At 66.6% G+C, this 18,168-nt stretch carries 10 protein-coding genes; all 10 read right to left on the minus strand.

Features of this window, described 5'->3' with window-relative positions; translation table 11 throughout:
- Positions 1-29 precede the first annotated feature (29 nt).
- From gcvT to AOP73_RS03310, 10 genes are read right to left on the minus strand one after another with little or no spacing between them, the layout of a single operon-like run.
- Positions 30-1,154, minus strand: coding sequence for a glycine cleavage system aminomethyltransferase GcvT (gene gcvT / locus AOP73_RS03265; RefSeq protein WP_061963191.1), 1,125 nt, complete (start codon positions 1,152-1,154; stop codon positions 30-32).
- A 46-nt stretch (positions 1,155-1,200) separates the two neighbouring features.
- Complete coding sequence (locus AOP73_RS03270) at positions 1,201-1,911, minus strand: hypothetical protein (protein WP_236683487.1); 711 nt, start codon at positions 1,909-1,911, stop codon at positions 1,201-1,203.
- Positions 1,908-2,648, minus strand: a complete 741-nt coding sequence (locus AOP73_RS03275; RefSeq protein ID WP_061963192.1) for a hypothetical protein — start codon at positions 2,646-2,648, stop codon at positions 1,908-1,910. Before AOP73_RS03275 ends, AOP73_RS03270 begins: the two co-directional genes overlap by 4 nt.
- A complete protein-coding gene (locus AOP73_RS03280) occupies positions 2,645-3,478 on the minus strand; it encodes a PP2C family protein-serine/threonine phosphatase (protein WP_061963193.1) in 834 nt (277 codons plus the stop codon). The genes AOP73_RS03275 and AOP73_RS03280 overlap by 4 nt, the downstream gene beginning before the upstream one ends.
- Positions 3,475-5,514, minus strand: a complete 2,040-nt coding sequence (locus tag AOP73_RS03285) for an FHA domain-containing protein (RefSeq protein WP_061963194.1) — start codon at positions 5,512-5,514, stop codon at positions 3,475-3,477. Before AOP73_RS03285 ends, AOP73_RS03280 begins: the two co-directional genes overlap by 4 nt.
- Positions 5,511-8,165, minus strand: coding sequence for a transglutaminase-like domain-containing protein (locus tag AOP73_RS03290; protein WP_061963195.1), 2,655 nt, complete (start codon positions 8,163-8,165; stop codon positions 5,511-5,513). The genes AOP73_RS03285 and AOP73_RS03290 overlap by 4 nt, the downstream gene beginning before the upstream one ends.
- On the minus strand, positions 8,162-9,553 hold the full coding sequence (locus AOP73_RS03295) for a DUF58 domain-containing protein (protein WP_061963196.1): 1,392 nt from the start codon (positions 9,551-9,553) through the stop codon (positions 8,162-8,164). The genes AOP73_RS03290 and AOP73_RS03295 overlap by 4 nt, the downstream gene beginning before the upstream one ends.
- Positions 9,550-10,515 (minus strand): AAA family ATPase, encoded by a 966-nt coding sequence (locus tag AOP73_RS03300; RefSeq protein ID WP_061963197.1) that lies wholly within the window; start codon positions 10,513-10,515, stop codon positions 9,550-9,552. Before AOP73_RS03300 ends, AOP73_RS03295 begins: the two co-directional genes overlap by 4 nt.
- 33 nt (positions 10,516-10,548) lie before the next feature.
- Positions 10,549-16,941, minus strand: a complete 6,393-nt coding sequence (locus AOP73_RS03305; protein WP_061963198.1) for an Ig-like domain-containing protein — start codon at positions 16,939-16,941, stop codon at positions 10,549-10,551.
- 3 nt (positions 16,942-16,944) lie between these two features.
- Positions 16,945-18,060 (minus strand): serine/threonine-protein kinase, encoded by a 1,116-nt coding sequence (locus AOP73_RS03310; RefSeq protein WP_061963199.1) that lies wholly within the window; start codon positions 18,058-18,060, stop codon positions 16,945-16,947.
- Positions 18,061-18,168: the final 108 nt, after the last annotated feature.

An 18,168-nucleotide genomic window follows, 5' to 3' on the forward strand; every position in this document is an offset into this window, starting at 1 on the left:
AACTTAGTCGTGAGCGCCGGACGGCGACACTACTTCTCTCGCTTGTAAAACGGTAGCGCGGTCACGGTCATTTCTTCGCGTCGGCCACGCACATCGATTCCTACGACTGTTCCGGGCTCAGCCATCGATACCGGCACGTAGGCCATTGCGATGGGCTGCCCGAGCGTTGGCGACGGCACGCCTGAGGTGACGACGCCCACCTGGTTTCCGGCCTCGTCGGTGACGGCATAGCCGGTGCGAGCAGAGCGCCGTCCGGTTCCGACCAAGCCCACCAACTGCTTCGCGATGCCGGACTCCTTGACCTTGGCAAGCGCCTCGCGCCCCACAAAGTCGCCTCGCGGGTTTGTCTCGGTGCCGAACGCGATGATGCGCCCCAGCCCAGCCTCGAACGGTGTGGTCGATTCATCGAGTTCCTGGCCGTACAGCGGCATGCCCGCCTCGAGCCGCAGGGAGTCTCGCGATGACAGCCCCGCCGGAATCATTCCCTCCGGCGTGCCGTGCTCAAGCGCAAGCTGCCACACGTCGCGCGCCTCGTCGGATCCCACGAACAGCTCAAAGCCGTCCTCCCCCGTGTACCCGGTGCGTGCCACGAAGGCATGGATGCCACCCTCAAGCAACACATTCGCACCGGAGTAGTACTTCATCGCCTCGATGTCGTCCTCGCCCAGGTCGCACATCGCGCCGGTGATCTTGGCCGACAACGGACCCTGCACGGCAATGAGCGCGATCTCCGCGGACACGTCCTCGACAGTGGCGTCGTAGGAGCCGATGCGGTCGCGCAACTCGGCCACCACACGGTCCTTGTTGGAGGCGTTCGCGACAATGAAGAAGTGGTCCCAGTCGCGGCGGTAGATGACCAGGTCGTCAATGACGCCGCCGGCTTCGTTGCACAGCATCGTGTACTTGGCACCCCAGAGCTTGACCGCACTGACACGCCCGGCGAGGGCGTAATCCAGGAAATCCGCAGCATCGGCACCGCGTACGGACAGCTCGCCCATGTGAGACAAGTCGAACAACCCGGCGCCCGTGCGCACCGCCTGATGCTCGGCAATATCTCCTGAGTAGCGCACGGGCATCTGCCAGCCGGCAAAGTCCACCAGGGTCGCATCAAGCGCGACGTGTTCGTCATGAAGGGGCGAGCGAAGTGTGGTCACAGTCCAAACCTACGGGACGCGGACAGTCCCGGCGACACGGGCACGGCTATGGCGCCGGGGTATCGCCGATGCGGTCCAGCAGGACCAGGTCGCTCGCTGACACTAGGCGCGCGAGGAGGGCGTATTCCACCAGCCGCGACTTGCGCAGCGATGCCAGGTTTCCTGGGCCACCCCGCAAGCCGTCCACACCGCCGCGGTCGAGCTTTTCGCACACGGCGTCGAGCTTGCGATTGAACGTCGTGACCGGCCACCCGAGGCGCTCCGCCGCGACTGCGGACGTCGGCACGGCCGTGAGCCCCTGACCAGGATTCAGCAGCATCGGCTCCGCGAGCGCGAGCACCAGCAACTTCTGGCTCTCGGTCAGTGCTAGCGGAACTCGCGTCGCGTCCCCCGCCACAGCATCGGACGGATCGGCGGGGCTGAGCAGGGAGCCGTGGCACGTGATGGCCACCTCATATGTGTTGGGTCCCGCGGTGAACATCACCCGCAGGCGAGGAAACACGATGGGCAATCGCGCGCCCGGCCCCAGCAGGGCCTGAAATTCTCCCTGGTCGGTCGCGACCGACACGGGGATGCTCTGGCCGATGTTGGCCACCCACCACACGCCCGAATCGGCCGACACCTGCAGCAGGCGCCTGTGCAGGTAGGGGTTGTCGTCGACGACGAGGTCAGCCGCGCGTCCCAACGTGACGGTCTCACCCGCCTTGAGGTCATACATGACGTCACCGAACTCGATTGTGACCTCGGCGCTCGTCACAGCAGCCCTCGCACCAGGAGCACGATGCCAATGACCGCGGCGGAGCCAATGACCAGCACGGCGACGCCGATCGCCACCACCTTGGTCACGGATGCCCGATGCGCGGACTCGCGCTTGCGCTGAGCATCCACCGGGGTCAACACCGGATCGCGGTACTCATTGCTCGCCGGCGTGGGAGGCAATGGCGGGATGGTGTACTCCGAGGAGGGCGTGTCCCGCGGGCGGTACGCCTCGGTGCTAGCGCCAAAGCCACCTGGGCGCACGTGCATGCCGAGCGGAGCGGCGCCGGGGGGAAGGTCCGGCATCGTGCGATGAGGGTGGGCCGCGTTGGGATTCGCCAGCTGGGTCTGAACTGACTCAGCGGGCGGCGGGATGGTCGCGGTGTCGCGCACCGAGAGCCGCGTGCTGTCGTCCTCGAGGGACGCTTCGGGGCCGGAGTGACGGCGAGTCGCCAATTGGGTCGAGTCGTCGGGCTCAACCACCGGACGGCGAGTGGCCAGTCGCGTGGAGTCGTCCGGCTCGGGCTCGGTGGTCGGGTCAGACGCCGCGGCGGTACGACGCGTGGCCAACTGCGCCGAGTCGTCTATTTCCTGCTCGCGCGCCGCGCGCCGACTGCGCCTGGTCGCGAGCTGCGTCGAATCCTCAGACTCCGCGACGGGCGGCTGACGTCGTGACGCGAGGCGAGTGCTGTCATCCACCTCAGCCTCCCCGGCGAAGTCCTCGGGTTGCACGGTCACGGCGAGACCTTGCGACGGCTTGCCTGCGTGGTGTCATCCTCGAATTCCTGACCGGCGGGCCACCGCTGCCAGGGGCGCGCATCCGCGTCCGCAGCAGTGGTTGCGTGCAAGGTGTCGGCCACCACCACGGTGACGTTGTCCTGGGCACCCGACTCGACCGCGGCGTCCACCAGTCGACGAGCGGTGTCCTCGGGGGTTCCTGCGAGGCTGGCAATGCTGGCGATCTGCGGATCGCTCAGCGGTTTCATCAGCCCGTCACTCGCGACGATGAGTCGCATTCCAGGCCGCGCGGGAACGAGCCACGCGTCACAACCGGGAATCTCGTCGCCAATCGCGCGCGTGATGATGTTGCGCTCGGGGTGGACCAGCGACTGCTCCACCGTAATGCGGCCGGCATCGACGAGCTCCTGTACGCGGGAGTGGTCCACCGTGATCTGCGACATGACCCCGCCATCGAGCGAGTAGACGCGCGAGTCACCCACGTTGATCACGAACCACCATGGCTGGCCGTCGTGTGTCACGGCGACGGCGCCGGTCAGCGTCGCGCCCGACTCGCCGCCAGCGCGCGCCGACACTTCCGCCACTCCGAAGCGGGCCCGATGCACCGCGTCGGTCACCTGCTCGGGCACCACGTCGTGAACGTCGACCAGCGAGGCGAAGGCGTCAACGACGGCGGCACTGGCTGCGGCACCGGCGTAGTGCCCACCCATCCCATCGGACACGATGTAGACCGGCGCCTGTGCGAGGAACGCGTCCTCGTTGGCCTTGCGTTGGCCCGTGTCCGTCGATCCCGCACCCACGTGCCAGACAGGAGCCGCAGTGTCGCTCATGAGCGGCCACTTCCCTGATTGACGACCAAGGCCTCGAGGTCACCCAGCAGCAATGTCCCATCGAGAGCGACCTCGCTCCCTGGCGCAACTTCAACCTCACGGCCGTCCATGCCGCGCACGAACGTGCCGTTGGTCGATCCCAGGTCGCTGACCTTCCACGTGCCGTCCACCAGGCGGAGCTTTGCGTGACGCTTCGACATGGTGCGCGTCGCGTCGTTGACGCCCACGTGGGAGGAATCGTGAGTGCCGGGAGCGGCGCGGCCGATGCTCACCTCTCCCTCGGGGAGCGGGTAACTGTCGCCGCCCTCGACCTGGAGAACCCACACGTCGCGCCGGCGCTGAGCGATCACAGTGTGGTCGTCGGCATCCTGCTCGTCCAGGTCGGATTCCGACTCCTCGGAGGAGGCAGCGGCGGTCACTGCGGCGGCGGCTGCGGCAGCACCAGGTGCGGCCCACACTCCGCTTGGCACGGGTCGCGCCGGGGGTGGGGTTGCCACTAGTGGGGCGGCGGACTGCGCCTCGTTCGTAGGCGGAGCGGCCTCCGGCTCGGGTGCTTGTTCTGGTGTCTGCGCTGGCTCTTCCGCTACCCCCGACTCGACCTCAGGAGCCCCGGCCGGTTCCGAGTCACCATTCGGTGCAGTGGAGGGTTCGGGTGCCGGCGCCGGTTCGGGTACAGGGTGAGGTGCTGCCGCCACGGGGGCAGGCGTCGCGTAAGGGCTCACGGGTGCGGGTGGAGGGGTCACGGGCGCTGTGGGAGCCTGCTCGGATCCGGCATCGGCGGCGCTATCGCCTGCCCACCCGGGAGGAAGCATCGAGAGATTCGCAGGTGGAGTTTGAGGGGCGGGCGGCTCGGCCACGGGGCTCGGGGCGTCGATGCTCTCGATGACCGTCTCGTCATCCTCAAGTTCGGGGACCACGAAGGCTTCTTCGGTGACTACCAGTTCAGGCTCAAAGTTCATCGAGTCCGCGATGCCGCTGTCCTGCTGCGGGGCCGCCGAGGTGATGTACGGAGAGACGGGCCGAGCCGGGTCGGCAGGCGGCTGCTGATCAAAGGTGGGCTTGTCGAGCGTTCCCGCGTCGGAAGGAGCGGGAGCCGATGCATACGAGGAGGTGGGGGCCGGGTGCTCGAGACCCGCGGGGACGGGCGGCATCACCAAGTCGGAGTCGTCGTCGGGCACTTCGACGCGCGTCACTCCCGTGGGAGAGTCCGGCGTCGATGACTCGACTACGGGGGCTCCCGTCGGCGGCGCATCGGCGACAAATTGGGAGGCACGCAAGGTGGGCACCGCGTTGTCCGACAATTCATCTTCGGCAGGTGCCTCGTCGCCTGCTGCCTCCGCGACGGACGGGAACGGGCTCGCTAGCACGGCGGCCTCCGCAGGAGCCTCGTCCCCAAGGGGCTTGGTGGCAAAAGGAGTCGTGTCGAATGGGTTGGTGTCGAGCCCCTGCACGGCTGGGCTGGCGGTCGGAGCGCCCGACCCAAACACGCTCGGGGCGCCACTGGGCGCCGGGGCATCGATGAACGCACGCTGCGCAGCGGCCGCTGAGGCCGCCTTGCCGATTGCATCGGACGGAATGGGTGTACCAATCTTGGACCAGCCCACGATGGCAGCCCACAGGTTGGGACTCAGCGCAGCCAGGATCGTCCAGCCACTTGCGATGTTGAGACGCATCCCGATGGTTCCCGCGCCGATGATCCAGAAGATCCACCCCACGAATGCGCCGAGGGCGAAGAGCGCGGCGCCTGCGAGGGTGAGCCAGGCCACCATGGTGGTGATGTTGTCGCCCTGCGTTCCGCGCATTGCGAGGGCACCCAGCAGGATCAGGATCCCAAGCGTGGACATTGACCGCGCAATGCCCACGACCACTCGTGACACACGTCCCGCCTCGGCGGCCGCGATCCAACGCAGCACCGGAATCCATGCCCGGCCGGACTCCATTCCGAGCTTGGAGAGCACCGCACCCAGCGCGAGTCCCATCCAGATGATCGACACCACCGTGGCGACCAGGACGTAAATGAATGGGATCCAACTCATGACTTCTTCTTTCGCTTGTGCGTGTGTCGCGACTGTGCGGAGGTGCGCCGGCGATGACTCGCCGTGACCAAACTATGCTCTGAACGCATCCCAGCGCCGGACTTCCACCGCTGCGGCGCCTTACTGTCAGCGGATTTTGCTTGCGGGGCACCGTTGCTCTGCACTGCGCTCCACATCGAACGCAACGACAGGCGCATCTTCACGCGACCCCACCATGACTTTCGAGCCAGCAGCTCGGACCTGTCGGCCGCGACCAGCGTCCAATACTCGTCTGCCGTCGCATCATCCACCGCCACATTGCCAAACGTCACGCGATCCGTCAATGATGCGAGCGCCACGGCATTCTGCGTGCCGTACTCACGCGCCACCTCGGTACGGGTCGCGCGCGGGAGCGGGGGCAGCCCGGAATCCACCGCGTCGTCGAGGTACTCGTCCCAGCCCTGGTAGACCACGTCGCGCGCCTCACCCCTGCGCCGGCGGTTGCGGCGCGCCAGCTTCCAGATGAGGATCGCCAGGAAGGGGCCGAGAAGAATGAGCAGACCAAGCAGGGTGATGCCCGCAATGCGTAGCGCAGGACCCACCCACTGCCACCCGGTCGTGAGCTCTTGAGCCTCGGGCTTGTCGTCGTCGGACTGACCCCGCTGTGTCACGGGCGGCACGATGGGCTCAGCACGCTGGGGGTCGAGGGCCGAGGCGTACTGCGGGTCGCGTTGGTTGGCGACGTCGGGAGACACCGGGGTGGCGTGCTGCGGAGTGACGTCGATAGGCACCCACGCACCCTTGTCCGACTGCACTTCGGTCCACACGCTCATGTTCTCGCCGCGACAGACCCCGGCCTCACACGGAGGCGCCGCAAAACCCTGTGCATCGGTGTTGGTCAGGCGCGCGCCAATCACCACTCTGGACGGGAAGCCCATGTCCGACGCGAGCATCGCGACCGCCGTGGCGAACTGCTCGTCGTCGCCCACTCCCGACACGAGCAGGTCCTCGTCGGCGTTACCCACCTCTCCTTCGCGCTCGTTGAGCTGCTGGAAGAGGCGGTCAATCCGGTCGAACGAGTGCCCGGATGCCGACGATGCGAAGGAGTATTCGCCCAGCGCACGCTGCCACGCGGGAGTCTCCCCGTCGGTCGACGACTCGATCGAGTGCGACAAGTAGCCGCGCACGCGTAGGCGACGAACCAACTCGGCCAGGCCCGCAGCATCGGCGGATGTGTCCTGGCGTGTGACCCACTCGTGAAGGGAGTCAGGAATGAGCTCTGGGCTGATGGTCGGAACCCCGGGCGGGGTGCCGATCTCGGTAAGTGAGGGCATTTCGGACGGGCGCTCACCGTTGACTCGGTACGCGTCACCGGACAGCAAGCCATCGTCGACGACCATGACACCGGCGTCGGCATCGGCGAGGTAATAGAACCCGTCAACGAGCGTCGCCTTGCGCGCGCCCTGGAAGTCCAGGGATCCCAGTTCGCCAACAATGGGCACCCAGATGCCCGACTGTGCACCGATGGAGACTGTGGCAGTGACGTCCTCGGTGTCGCCCTCAACCTCGACGTGGCTCGGAACTCGCTGGAAGCGCGCGACGGCACTGCCCTCCGGGTCCGCGGCGCTGAACTCTTCGCCGTCAAAATACGGCAGCGTCGCGAGGCGCACCCTCTCAGGGTCGCCGTCCTCCACGTTGACGGTGAACAGCGTCGCCGCGAACGCATCGTCCGCGAAGTACTCGCGATACGAGCTGAGCGGGCTGACCTTGCTCTCGACGACGAGGCGCGGGTCGAGCGACGAGCGCACCACCTCACGCGGCGTGCTCTCCGCGATGGGGGCAGTCACCAGCACGGCAGCGACGACGCCCACCACAACCATTGCCAGGGCAGCCGATGCTGCCGCCAGGCGGCTGGCATGGGAGGACTTGGCGAGTTGCACGCCACCGGCCCCAAACGCGCTGGCGATGGCCTGACGGCGGGTGTACCAGGCGCGCCAGCCGAACCACGACAGCAGGACGGCGAAGGCGGCGATTCCTACCAGGAACTCGCGCGAGGCGTACACGCCAAAGGGGGCCCAGGCCAAGGCGTCGGCACGGACGGCGGGACCAATGGCGATCGCGATAATGACCAGCGCCGCAGCGGTCAGGGCGGCAAGCGGCCACAGGCGCCGGGCCCGGATCGCGAGCCAGGTGGAGGTCGTTGTTCCGACCAGGAACAGCGCGAGCACCGGCACCAGCGTGGTGCCGTAGTCGCCCAGCGGCAGGGGCAGCGTGACGATGTCCTTCCACCCGGTCACCGGACCGCGCAACAAGTCGAGGGCCGCGTCAGCGATCTCAGACACGCTCGTCAGTGCGCCGGGCACCGCCAAGGTGAGCCCGACCACGATGTAGACGAGTGCGGTGAGCAGGGCGACGCGTGACGCGCCCCAGCGCAATCGGTCGCACAGCACAGCCACGGCCGCGCCACCGAGGATCGCGGCTCCGGCCACCAGCACGTAGCGCATCGAGTCGTACACCGGGAGCAGCGCCCAGGCAGCGACGGCCGAGCCCGCCATCATGAAGAGAGCATTGAACAGCACGAAAGGTGTCGAGTGGCGCACCTCGGCGCGGGCCATGCGCGGGCCGAGTGTGGTGGGTCCGGATGCTCCCGGCAGGGGCTTCTTGGGGCTCATACTGCTGCCCCCTTGGCCAGCAGCTGCCGCAGGTCGTCGAGCACTCCCAAGCTCAGCAGTCGCATACGCCCCACCGCGTGCACGGACGGCTCGGACTCGGGATCGCACACGACGGCCGCCACGGCGACGTCACCCGGGAAGGCGAGGGTGGCCGACTGGAGTTGCGAGAGCGTGGCGGTAGAGCCCGTCACGAGGAACGCGAGCGAGGTGTCAGAGGTGGACTCTGCGAGCATGCGCGTCACGGACTGCACACCAATCACCGAGGAGCTTGCCTCGACGCCAGACAGGTCGTCGAGGAACGAACGCGGGGTGGTCACGCGCAGATGCTGCAGGGATCGCACGGAGGCACGGGCGAACTCGGGGACCTCGCCGCTGACGACCGCCTGCACGTCGCGACCGTCGCGCAATGCGCGCACGCCCAGGGAACCGACGGCGCTAACCGCCATCTCAAACTCGGTCTCGTTGGCGTAGGACTCGGCGTCGAGGTCCAAGACAATCGAGATGGTAGAACGGCGCGTCTCTTCAAACTGGCGGACCATCAGCGTGCCGGTCTTGGCGGTGGACTTCCAGTGGATCTGGCGCTGCGCGTCACCGCGCGCATATTCGCGAACGGCGTGGAAGGAGATGTCCTCGTTGGTGATGGTCTTGGTGGCGCGGCCCTCCAGGTCGCGGACAAAGCCCATCGACGTGCTCGGAATCGCAATGGTGACGGGGTGGATGAACAGCGTGCTGACGTCGGCCCAGTGGAACTCGCGCGTGAGCAGGCGCAGGGGGTCGGAGCGGGACGTGGTGGCAGGGCCCACGTCGATCACGCCACGTCGTGCGGCCGGGATGACGATCTTCTCGCGGTGTTCGTGACCCTTGCGCAGCATCGGCACGTGGAAGTCGATCAGCCCAGCGCCCACGGGAATGTCGATGCGCCCGGGCAACGCGACGCGCGCCTGCTGATTGCGCACCACAATCTCGCCCTCGGCGGCCTGGCCGGCCACCACAGCATCGTGCCCCAGCCCAAAGTCGACGTCGTACGACTCCTTGCCCAGCAGGAACGGCACAGCAATGACCAGCAGCGCAACCGCAATGACGCCACCGATCAAGAACTCCGACCACCCCCAGATCAAGCCAACGGCAATGCCGACGATCGCCCAAATCCCGGCGAGCCAACCCGCGGGAGTGACGACCGCCTCCAGGACGCCCCACACACGACGGGCGACGGACTCGATGCGCCGGCCAAGACGAAGCGTCGCGAGGCCGAGCGACACCCACCGACCGCGAGATTCGCCGGTGACCTGGGTGCGCGTCGTATTGCCCGCGCGGGTGTGTCCCGTGCGGGTGTAGGACGTGCGCGTCGCGCTCGTCCTCGAGGTTTTCGCAGAAGGCTCGGGGCTCAACCGAGATCCTTCTGTGTGGGCGGCGGGGTGTCGAGCAGGATCTGACCGATGACCGCAGTGGCCGTCACTCCATCGAACTCGGCCTCGGGGTCCAGAATGAGGCGGTGGGCCAGCACCGAGTCCGCGAGCGTCTTGACGTCGTCCGGAGTCACATAGGTACGGCCGTGGGCCAGGGCCCACGTGCGCGACGCCTTCGCGAGCGCCATGGCGCCACGCATGCTGACTCCCAGGCGGACCTGAGTTGCGTTGCGCGTCGCGTCTACGATGCGTGCGATGTAGTCCAGCACCAGCGGGTTCTGGTAGACGTCGCGGGCCAGTCCGGCCATCGCCACGATGGTCTGCAGCTCCACGAGAGCGGGCACCACCACCTGCGGGCTGCGCGTCGCCTCAAGGATCTTCAGCGTCGCACCGTGGTCGGGGTAACCGAGCGACGTGCGCATCATGAAGCGGTCCAATTGGGCCTCGGGTAGCGAGTAGGTACCGGCCTGCTCCACAGGGTTCTGCGTGGCGATCACCATGAACGGCGCACCCACCTTGCGGGTCACGCCATCCACCGTCACCTGACCCTCTTCCATCACCTCGAGCAGCGCAGACTGCGTCTTGGGGCTGGCGCGGTTGATCTCATCCGCGAGGACAACATTGGCGAAGATGGGGCCCTGGTGGAACTCAAAAGTGCCCTGCTTCTGATCGAACACGGTGATACCCGTGACGTCACCAGGCAGGAGGTCAGGCGTGAACTGAATGCGGGTGCCGATGCCCTTGACCGTCTGCGCCATGGCGCGGGCGAGGGACGTCTTTCCCGTACCGGGAACGTCCTCGAGCAGCAGATGCCCCTCGGAGATCATCGCAGTGAAGGCGAGCTCAACCACCTGTCGCTTGCCCAGCACGGCGAGTTCAACGTTCTCCGAAAGAGCATTGAACGTGCTGGTAAACCAGGTGGCCTGTTCGTCGGTAACGGTCATTGCGTGAGTCCTCTGGGTCCTTGTGGTGGTGGTCTAGCGTTCGTTGCGTTGCGGTCTGAGGCGCGACTCGGCGCGTCGCGCAGTCTCGGAGACGTATCCCTCGGTCTTGTCGGAGGGATCCTCCACGGGCGCCGATGGCGTGGCCGGGTTCTGCGCGGACAATGCGGGTTGCGCGGTAGCGATCTTGGGAAGTGCGGGAGGTGCAGCAAGCGACGCCGCCGCACCCTCTGCTGGTGGGTCTACGGGCTCGTCTGGCGGCGTGTAGACACCGACTCCAATTTCCACTGTCGAGCCCTGTGGGACCTCAGCATTGGCAGCCGGGTTCTGAGTGAGCACCACGCCGTCCTGACTCTGGTCCTCCGTGGCAACCTGCGTGACCATGGAGTTCAGGCCTCCATTCGAGAGATCACGTTCTGCCCGAGACTGGCTCTTGCCCATCACATCCGGCACCGTGACCGGAGCGGCCGGCACGTCGCTGCACTCCATGGATCCTGACGTCCAGGGATTGATTCCTGCCAGGTTGCCCTGGAATGTGACGGTGACCACTGCGTAGCGATGCATCCACGCTGGATCACCGTTGCCGACAGGGTCACGCTGACGGTCGTTGAGATACCACTGCGTGGTGATGACACGGTCACTCGTGTTGACCACACGCACGTCGACGGCTGCAGAATCGGCCGTGCAACGGGAGAAGTTCACGCTGGTGCGGTACTTCGCCGATCCCTCACGGGGTGGAACAACCGCCCCCGAAGCCGAGCAGGGGTTGTCGTTGTCAACAAAGCGGATGCAGTTGTACGCCGTGATGGTTGGGGCCGAGCCGATGGGCAGCGAGAAGTTGGGGACCGGCCCGTTGGGCGCAGTAGCGTAGTAAACAGTGAACCAACGCGCGTTCTCCACAGAGGGCCCGTCGTAGCCGGTTTCGCAGGAGAAGCTACTGCCGTTGCAGTTGTTGTCGACCTTGTATCCCGCCCGGACTACGGGCGCACCCGGATCGGCGAAGGTGTACACATTGGTGACGCCTTCGGTGGCCGTGCCGTAGACGGCCGAGTCATAGCGGCTCTCGGCGCAGATGGTGTAGTTCTTGGGCCGGTCATTGGGAGTGACATTCAACGTCACGGATCCCTTGCCGCCGCTGGCTTGCGCAGTGGCCTCACAGTTCCCGCCGGAAACTGCGCCCACCCAGGTGGTGGAGCCCGCACCGGCTGAGCTGACCGCGACGGTAAATGTTGCCTTGGTACCGTCAGGGTTCGCGGACCAGGTGGGGTCGGAAATGTGCGGGCTACTCACACCATTCGCGGTCACGGAGATGGAGGCTCCCTGTGCCTCGCCGCCCTTGACGGGGGGAAGGTCAAGCCCGGTCACGGGCACAATCGTCACTTGCTGGGCCTCGTTGCTGCCGACGTTGAGCTTGGGGATACTCACCCTGCCGGAGCCGTTCACCGGGACCACGCGTGTCTCGCCATTGGGGCTGGAGACCTTGAGCTCCTTGGTCGACGAATCTCTCACGCTCAGCGTGATGTCCACCTGCTTGCCTGCGTTGTTTGGCGTGGCGAGGGTGGGTACCCAGGTTGCGTTCGTGGGAGCCGCAGGGGGTGCGTAGGACCACGCCTGGGCAGTCACGGCGCCCCTGGACTCACCCACGGAGTTGACGGACTTTGCGGTGTAGGTCTGCTTGTCGCCGTTCGTCAGGTTGGTGAGCTGCGGGCACACACCCTTGGCGTCACATGTCGCGACCTTGGTGGTGCCTCGGTACAGCGCGAAGCCGTTCACGCTTGGGTACGACGACCCGGAGCCATTCGGGCTGACGGACAACGTCGCGGTGCCGTCCCCGAAGGCCACCTGCTTCACCTCGGCCGGCGCCGCCGGGTAGCCGAGCAGGTCAATCGAGATAGTGCCCTGGCGGTCCGGACCGCTCACACGCCCCTGAGCGTCGCGCACGGAGAACACGGCGTTGCACACTGCGCCCGGGGTATCCGCGGTCCACGTGGCCTTCACCGATGAGGCGCCGGACGCCGCGAACGACACCGAGGAACACTCGCTCGCACCCTTGACATCCACGATCTCCAACGCGGTGCCCGGCAAGGGGTTGACCTCACCCTTGGCACCAATCACCGTGACGGTGCACGATGAGCCCTCGGACTGCGAGCACTGCTTGACCGCGGAGCCGCCCTTGGGCAGTTCGGATGGCGCCGGTCCCACCTTCAGCGCGAGAGACACCGCTGGAATATCGGGGTCCGACGTCAGCGCCACAGTCACCGTCTCGCTTGCGCCAGGAACCGCCTTGTCGTTGGCGACAACCGTGACCCTGTCACCATTGACAGTGAACTCGAATTGTTCGCCCGTGTAGTTCGCGGAGAACGCGACTGGCCGAGTCGTCGCGCCAGCGGGCCACGTCACCATCTTGCCCAGGTCGAAGCTGGCGGTATCGCCGGGTGACACCTCCAGCGATGCGCCGGTCAGCGTGGGCTGGGGTGCCTCGGCAACGATGGTGATGGTCACTGGCAGCACCGTCCAGTCCTCCTGGCCGGCAATCCGGAGAGACACCACACATGTGTCGGTGTACGGCGCACCCATGCCTGCCGAGTAGCGCAGGGTCGTTCCGGATACTAGGGAACACGTGGCCTCACCGCGCACACCACTCGGCGAAACGGAACTCGCATCGACCTCAAGCGTCGAGTCCGGCGGCAGCACCACAAAGCTTGAGACATCAAAGTCAACGGACTCGCCCTCGTTGACCTTGGTCTCGGGCGGAACCTCCTTGAGTGACAGTCGCACGGCATCCGCGGCGGGTACCGTCAAGAAGCCATAACTGGTCACGTCCTCTCCGGCAAAGTTCTGCCCATCAACCTGGAAAGGGATCAGCCGCGACTGCTCAGGGAGCGGGCCGGCGATGGTAGTGCCGGAGACCGTCAGGTCATCCGGACCTCCCCACAAGGTCAGGACCAAGCCGGACGGGTCACCGCTGCCCCACGAGACCTTGTTGGTCAGGACGTCCACTCCATCGGTGAACGTCTCACGGTTCTCCTGGGTCAGCACTGTGTCTGTGACGATGGGGACGTCGGCAATCGGTTCACGTACGGCCTTCAGGATGATGCGTCCCACCGCGGTGCTACCGGTGGTGTTGCGCACCGTATAGAAGAACGAGAACGTCCCTGGGTCCTCGCCCACCTGGAGGGCAACGTCGCCGTCCTCAACGCCCACCAAGTGATCGGCGAGCTCCCTGTACTCGTCCGTCCCCAGGGTCGCGTCTGGCTTGACGTCGATCAGTTCCAACTCGCCGCCGGCGAGGTCGACGTCATTAGCGGTGGGGGTGACCACCACGCGACGGTCGGAGCCCACCTGAACCTGCACATAGTCGGTGTACGTCACGGGACTCGGGTCGAGGTCGTCGGCAAGCACGCCAATGAGCGCGGTCGCGGACGCCTCGAGTCCACGCTGGTCCACCACCGTGAAGGTGAACAGGTCCTGTCCGCTGTAGCCGCTCACGCTCGTGTAGATCAGGGCGGAGCCGTCCGCGGACACCGTGGCGGTGCCATGCCCGGGCTGCGTCGCAATGCCGGACAAGGTCACCTTGTCACCATCGGGGTCAATGCCCGTGCCGTCGAATGGCAGGCGCACACTCTCGCCCGAGGCCACCCGTCCCGTCACGCCGCGCGGCGTGGGTGGCGCATTGGTGTCATTGGCGAGCACCGTCACGACGACCGATGCGGTGTCCCGCTGGGCAGGGTAGCCAAGCACATACGTGGAGTAGGAGATGACGTAGTTGCCCGGCTCAGATGGAGCCAGGTACCGAATACGCGGGCCGGCGGGGAACGCCAGCCCGGCTCCCGAGTCGGCAGCCACGGAGGCGGGATCGAGCGCGATCACATTGCCTGCTGGGCCGACGTCGTTCTTCAGTACCGAGATGTCCGCCTGGGTGCCTACCCTCACGGTGATCGAGTCGTCCACTGCGAGCGGGGCGGAGGGCACGTCCGAGTCGAGCAGCACCACCGTGACTTCACCGTGCACGGTTGCCTCGGGACGGCCGGTACCGTCCGATGCGGTGTACGACACCACCCCCAGCGCACCCGGTTGGGCGTCGGCGGTAGAGCCCGCGAGGCGCAGGGCGCTGTGGCCCACGACGTCGGCGGACAGGGTTGCTCCTGGTTCGGGATCGGTCGTGACGTCGCTGAGCAGGAGGACGTGACCGCCGGGGTTGGAAATGGCGGACAGCACGTCCACCGTCACGTCCTCCTTGGCGCGGACGAACGCGGTCAGCGGCACCGTGGTGAGCTGCTCGTCCTCCGGCGCGATCACGGTGATCCGGGCCTTGCCGCGAGCGTCGGACAGCCCGTCGCTGACCACGTAGTCCACCACGTACGAGCCCGGGGTGTCTGAATCAAACGTGAAGCCAATGAGCCCCTGGGTGAGCGCCACATTCGCGCGTGCATCGGGGCCGAGTGAAGCCTCAGTGACCTTGAGCGGACCGCGCGCACCCGTCACGTGATCGGAGACCTCGACGGTGGCGCGCACCCCCGCCGTGATCGTCGCGGCCACGTCCTTGGTGACGAGGGCAGGTTCGCCGAGCACCGTAACGTTCATCGTCTTGGAGGCCGTCGCCCCCCGGCTATCTGACACCACGATGTCGACAGGAATCGCGCCCGTCTCCGTGGAACTCGCGTTGCTGTGCTGGAAGACGACCCGCCCTTCCGGAGACGCGGCCACGACGCCGCTCGCCGATGCGGTCGTTGCCGACTCGATGTAAATCGGGTCGCCCTCGGGGTCTACCCAGCCCGCCAAGGCATCGGCGGAAACGGTGCCACCCGGACTGACCTGGGGGGTCGGCCAATCTGACAGGCAATTCTCCACCCCACACCACACGGGCGGGTTGTTTTCATCGGGGTCCTTGACCGACAGCGTGACCGTTGCGGGTTCGGAACGCAGTCCATCGGAGGCTGTGCCGTCGGTAATAACGTAGGTGAAGGTCGCGGAGCCCTTGGCATCGGGGGCCACGTTCACCACGAGCGACTGGTCGTCGTCGGAGACGGAGACGGTGCCAAAGGCCGAATCGAGTGGGGTCAGGTCCCCAGGAACCAGCGTCAGGATGTCGTCATTCGCGTCGTGATCGTTGAGCAGTGCGGGCACGATGACCTGTCGGCCGGCGCGCACGCCTATCGCGTCGTCCTCGGCAACCGGCGCGCGGGGTTCGCTCACCTGCTCCGCGGTCTCCTGGTCGTCGGCCTCCACCGTCGTCTTCTCGTCCGGCGCCCACTGCTGTGAGGACCGCACCAAGAGGCCGCTGGGGACGTCCCACACCCAACCGGTGCGCGTCTCGTTGACGATCAGTCGCGATCCGTTGGAGCGCAGCACCAGCGAGCGCGTCTCGCCCAGGGCCCCGCCTCCATTGTCCGAGTCACCGTAGTCGAGGTCGGTGGCCTTGCCTTCGGAGTCCCACAGCCGCCCAGGACCCTCACCGGCGGGAAGCCAGGCGCCCACCATGACGTCGTCGTTCTCCGTGGGAGCCGCGGGTTCGCCGAGTGCAAGGTCGGTCGAGCCGTACACGCGTTCCGCACCCGAGCCGTCGAGTGGCACGCTGATGATGCCGTACTCGTCCGCGATGTAGACGGAATCCGCATGACCACTGGGACGCTGAAGAATAGCCTCGGTCGACACCCCGGTAATGATGGGTGCGTCGCCGCCGCGTCGCCATAGTTGGCCGGTTGAGGTGTCCAGGAGCACCCACTGGTCGCCGACCATCGTCATCTGCACCTGGTCACCAGCAGGTGCGCCCGGCACAGCATCGAATCCGTCGTAGGACGCACCGTCGACCTTGCCGCGCATCACGTTGCCGTCTTCCGCAGAGAAGGCCGCGACGTCACCGCCCTCACCTACTGCCATCGCGTCGGAACGGTACTGGCGACGATCCTGCCCGTCCTCGACCTCATCCTCTGCATACGGATCCACGACGGCGGGGGCAAGCGCGGAGCCATCGGACACGCGACCCACCAGCACGCGATGGTCGTCCGTCAGGTAGCCCACCACATCTCCTGCAAAGGTGACGGAGTCGGTCCCCGACGGTGTGGCTACCGTCGAATCGCTCGACGTCTCATCGATGTCAGCCGGTCGGGCGGTCTGGAGCTTGGTAACTGAGGACAGGTTGTGCGAATAGACCAGCAACGAGTCCTCGTACTGCGTCAGGTCGCTGGGCTCGGAGACGTTCTTGACCGTGTCTACTTCCCGCAGTTGCGTATTGACGCGACCAAAACGCTGCCCCGTCGAGCTCTGCATAGCCCAAATGGAGGCATCGTCCGCGCGGACCTCCTGCTCGTCGACTCCCGGCGACACCAGGATGCCGACCCCCAGCGCGACGACGACGAAGGCGCCCGCGACGCGGCGTACCGTGCGCCAGCGCGCGGCGGTCACCCGTCCCACGTCCTCGTTTGCCATGGGCTAGCCGATCACCGAGACGACGACACCGGCGACCACACCGAGCAACACGACTCCACCCACGATCGCGCCGATGATGACGCCCTTGCCTACCCGGTTTGCCTGGGCGTTGCGCAGGGTGCCGGTGCCGGCCCGCGAGTTCGTGTCGGGGTTGCGTCGCAGACGCTGCGACTCCACGGGAACGGTGCTACGGGATGGACCCCGCGGAGCATCGTCCGACGGGGCGAGCGTCGAGGCCTGTGCCCACTCGTCCGTAGGGATCTCCATGGGCGTCACGGGCAACCCCATGGACTGCTCGACCCACTGCAGGGCCTGGCCAAAGACCGCGGCGCTCGGGTAGCGGTCGCCCGGGATGCGGCGCATGCCGCCCTCGAGGACGCCCTCCAGCTCGCGCGGAACGTCGGATCGACCGGTGGGCGTGTACTTGGCCTTGGCGATGCGGTTCTTGAGTGCCTGCTCGTCGGCACGGCCGGGGCCGGTGACGTCGAAGGGGCTGCGCTGTGCGAGCAGCGTGTAGACCGTAGCCGCGAGCGCCCATACTTCCGTGGCGACGGTGCCGGTGCTGCGGTGCTCGACCAACTCGGGGGCGCTCCACGGCGGAGACATGGCGATGGTGTCGGTGTCTCCCGCGGTGACGGCCGATGCGACGCCAAAGTCGGACAGTACGGGGTGGCCAAAGGAGGTCACCAGAATGTTCGACGGCTTGATGTCGCGGTGGAGCAGTCCCGCCCGGTGAGCGGCCTCGACCGCAGACGACGTCTTGACGCCAATCGACAGCACCTCCGCGACCGGAATCTTCTCGTTGCGGTAGCGGTTGGTCAGCGACGTGGGGCAGTACTCCATCACCATGTAGGGGCGGCCGTCGGAGGAGACGGACGCCTCGTAGACGGTCAGGATCGACGGGTGCGAACTCAGGGAGGCCATAATGTCAGCCTCGACCGCGAGCGCACGCGCGGACGCGTCATCCTGAACCTTGCTCAGCAGCACCTTGACGGCGACCAGCCTGCGCGGCATGTTCTGCTGGAAGAGGAACACGTCAGCGAAGCCGCCTGAACCTAGCGGGCGAACGTAGGTATACCCAGGTAAAAGGGGAGGTGTGAGGGTCTGACGCCTAGCCATGCTACCCCCCAAGGATCGCTAGCGAAATGGTTCTAATTTTAGAGGTGCGGCTGTGCAGCCTCAACAAATCCAGCGTCAGACTAACCGACGCGCGCGGGGGGACAAAAT

This window comes from Demequina aurantiaca (assembly GCF_000975135.1).
GTDB classification, from domain to species: Bacteria; Actinomycetota; Actinomycetes; order Actinomycetales; family Demequinaceae; genus Demequina; species Demequina aurantiaca.

What these genes read in the sequence shown, in the direction of transcription:
- AOP73_RS03280 (WP_061963193.1), bottom strand. Translation starts at nt 3,478, where the DNA reads ATGAGCGACACTGCGGCTCCTGTCTGGCACGTGGGTGCGGGATCGACG.
- AOP73_RS03300 (WP_061963197.1), bottom strand. Translation starts at nt 10,515, where the DNA reads ATGACCGTTACCGACGAACAGGCCACCTGGTTTACCAGCACGTTCAAT.
- AOP73_RS03285 (WP_061963194.1), bottom strand. Translation starts at nt 5,514, where the DNA reads ATGAGTTGGATCCCATTCATTTACGTCCTGGTCGCCACGGTGGTGTCG.
- AOP73_RS03290 (WP_061963195.1), bottom strand. Translation starts at nt 8,165, where the DNA reads ATGAGCCCCAAGAAGCCCCTGCCGGGAGCATCCGGACCCACCACACTC.
- AOP73_RS03305 (WP_061963198.1), bottom strand. Translation starts at nt 16,941, where the DNA reads ATGGCAAACGAGGACGTGGGACGGGTGACCGCCGCGCGCTGGCGCACG.
- AOP73_RS03310 (WP_061963199.1), bottom strand. Translation starts at nt 18,060, where the DNA reads ATGGCTAGGCGTCAGACCCTCACACCTCCCCTTTTACCTGGGTATACC.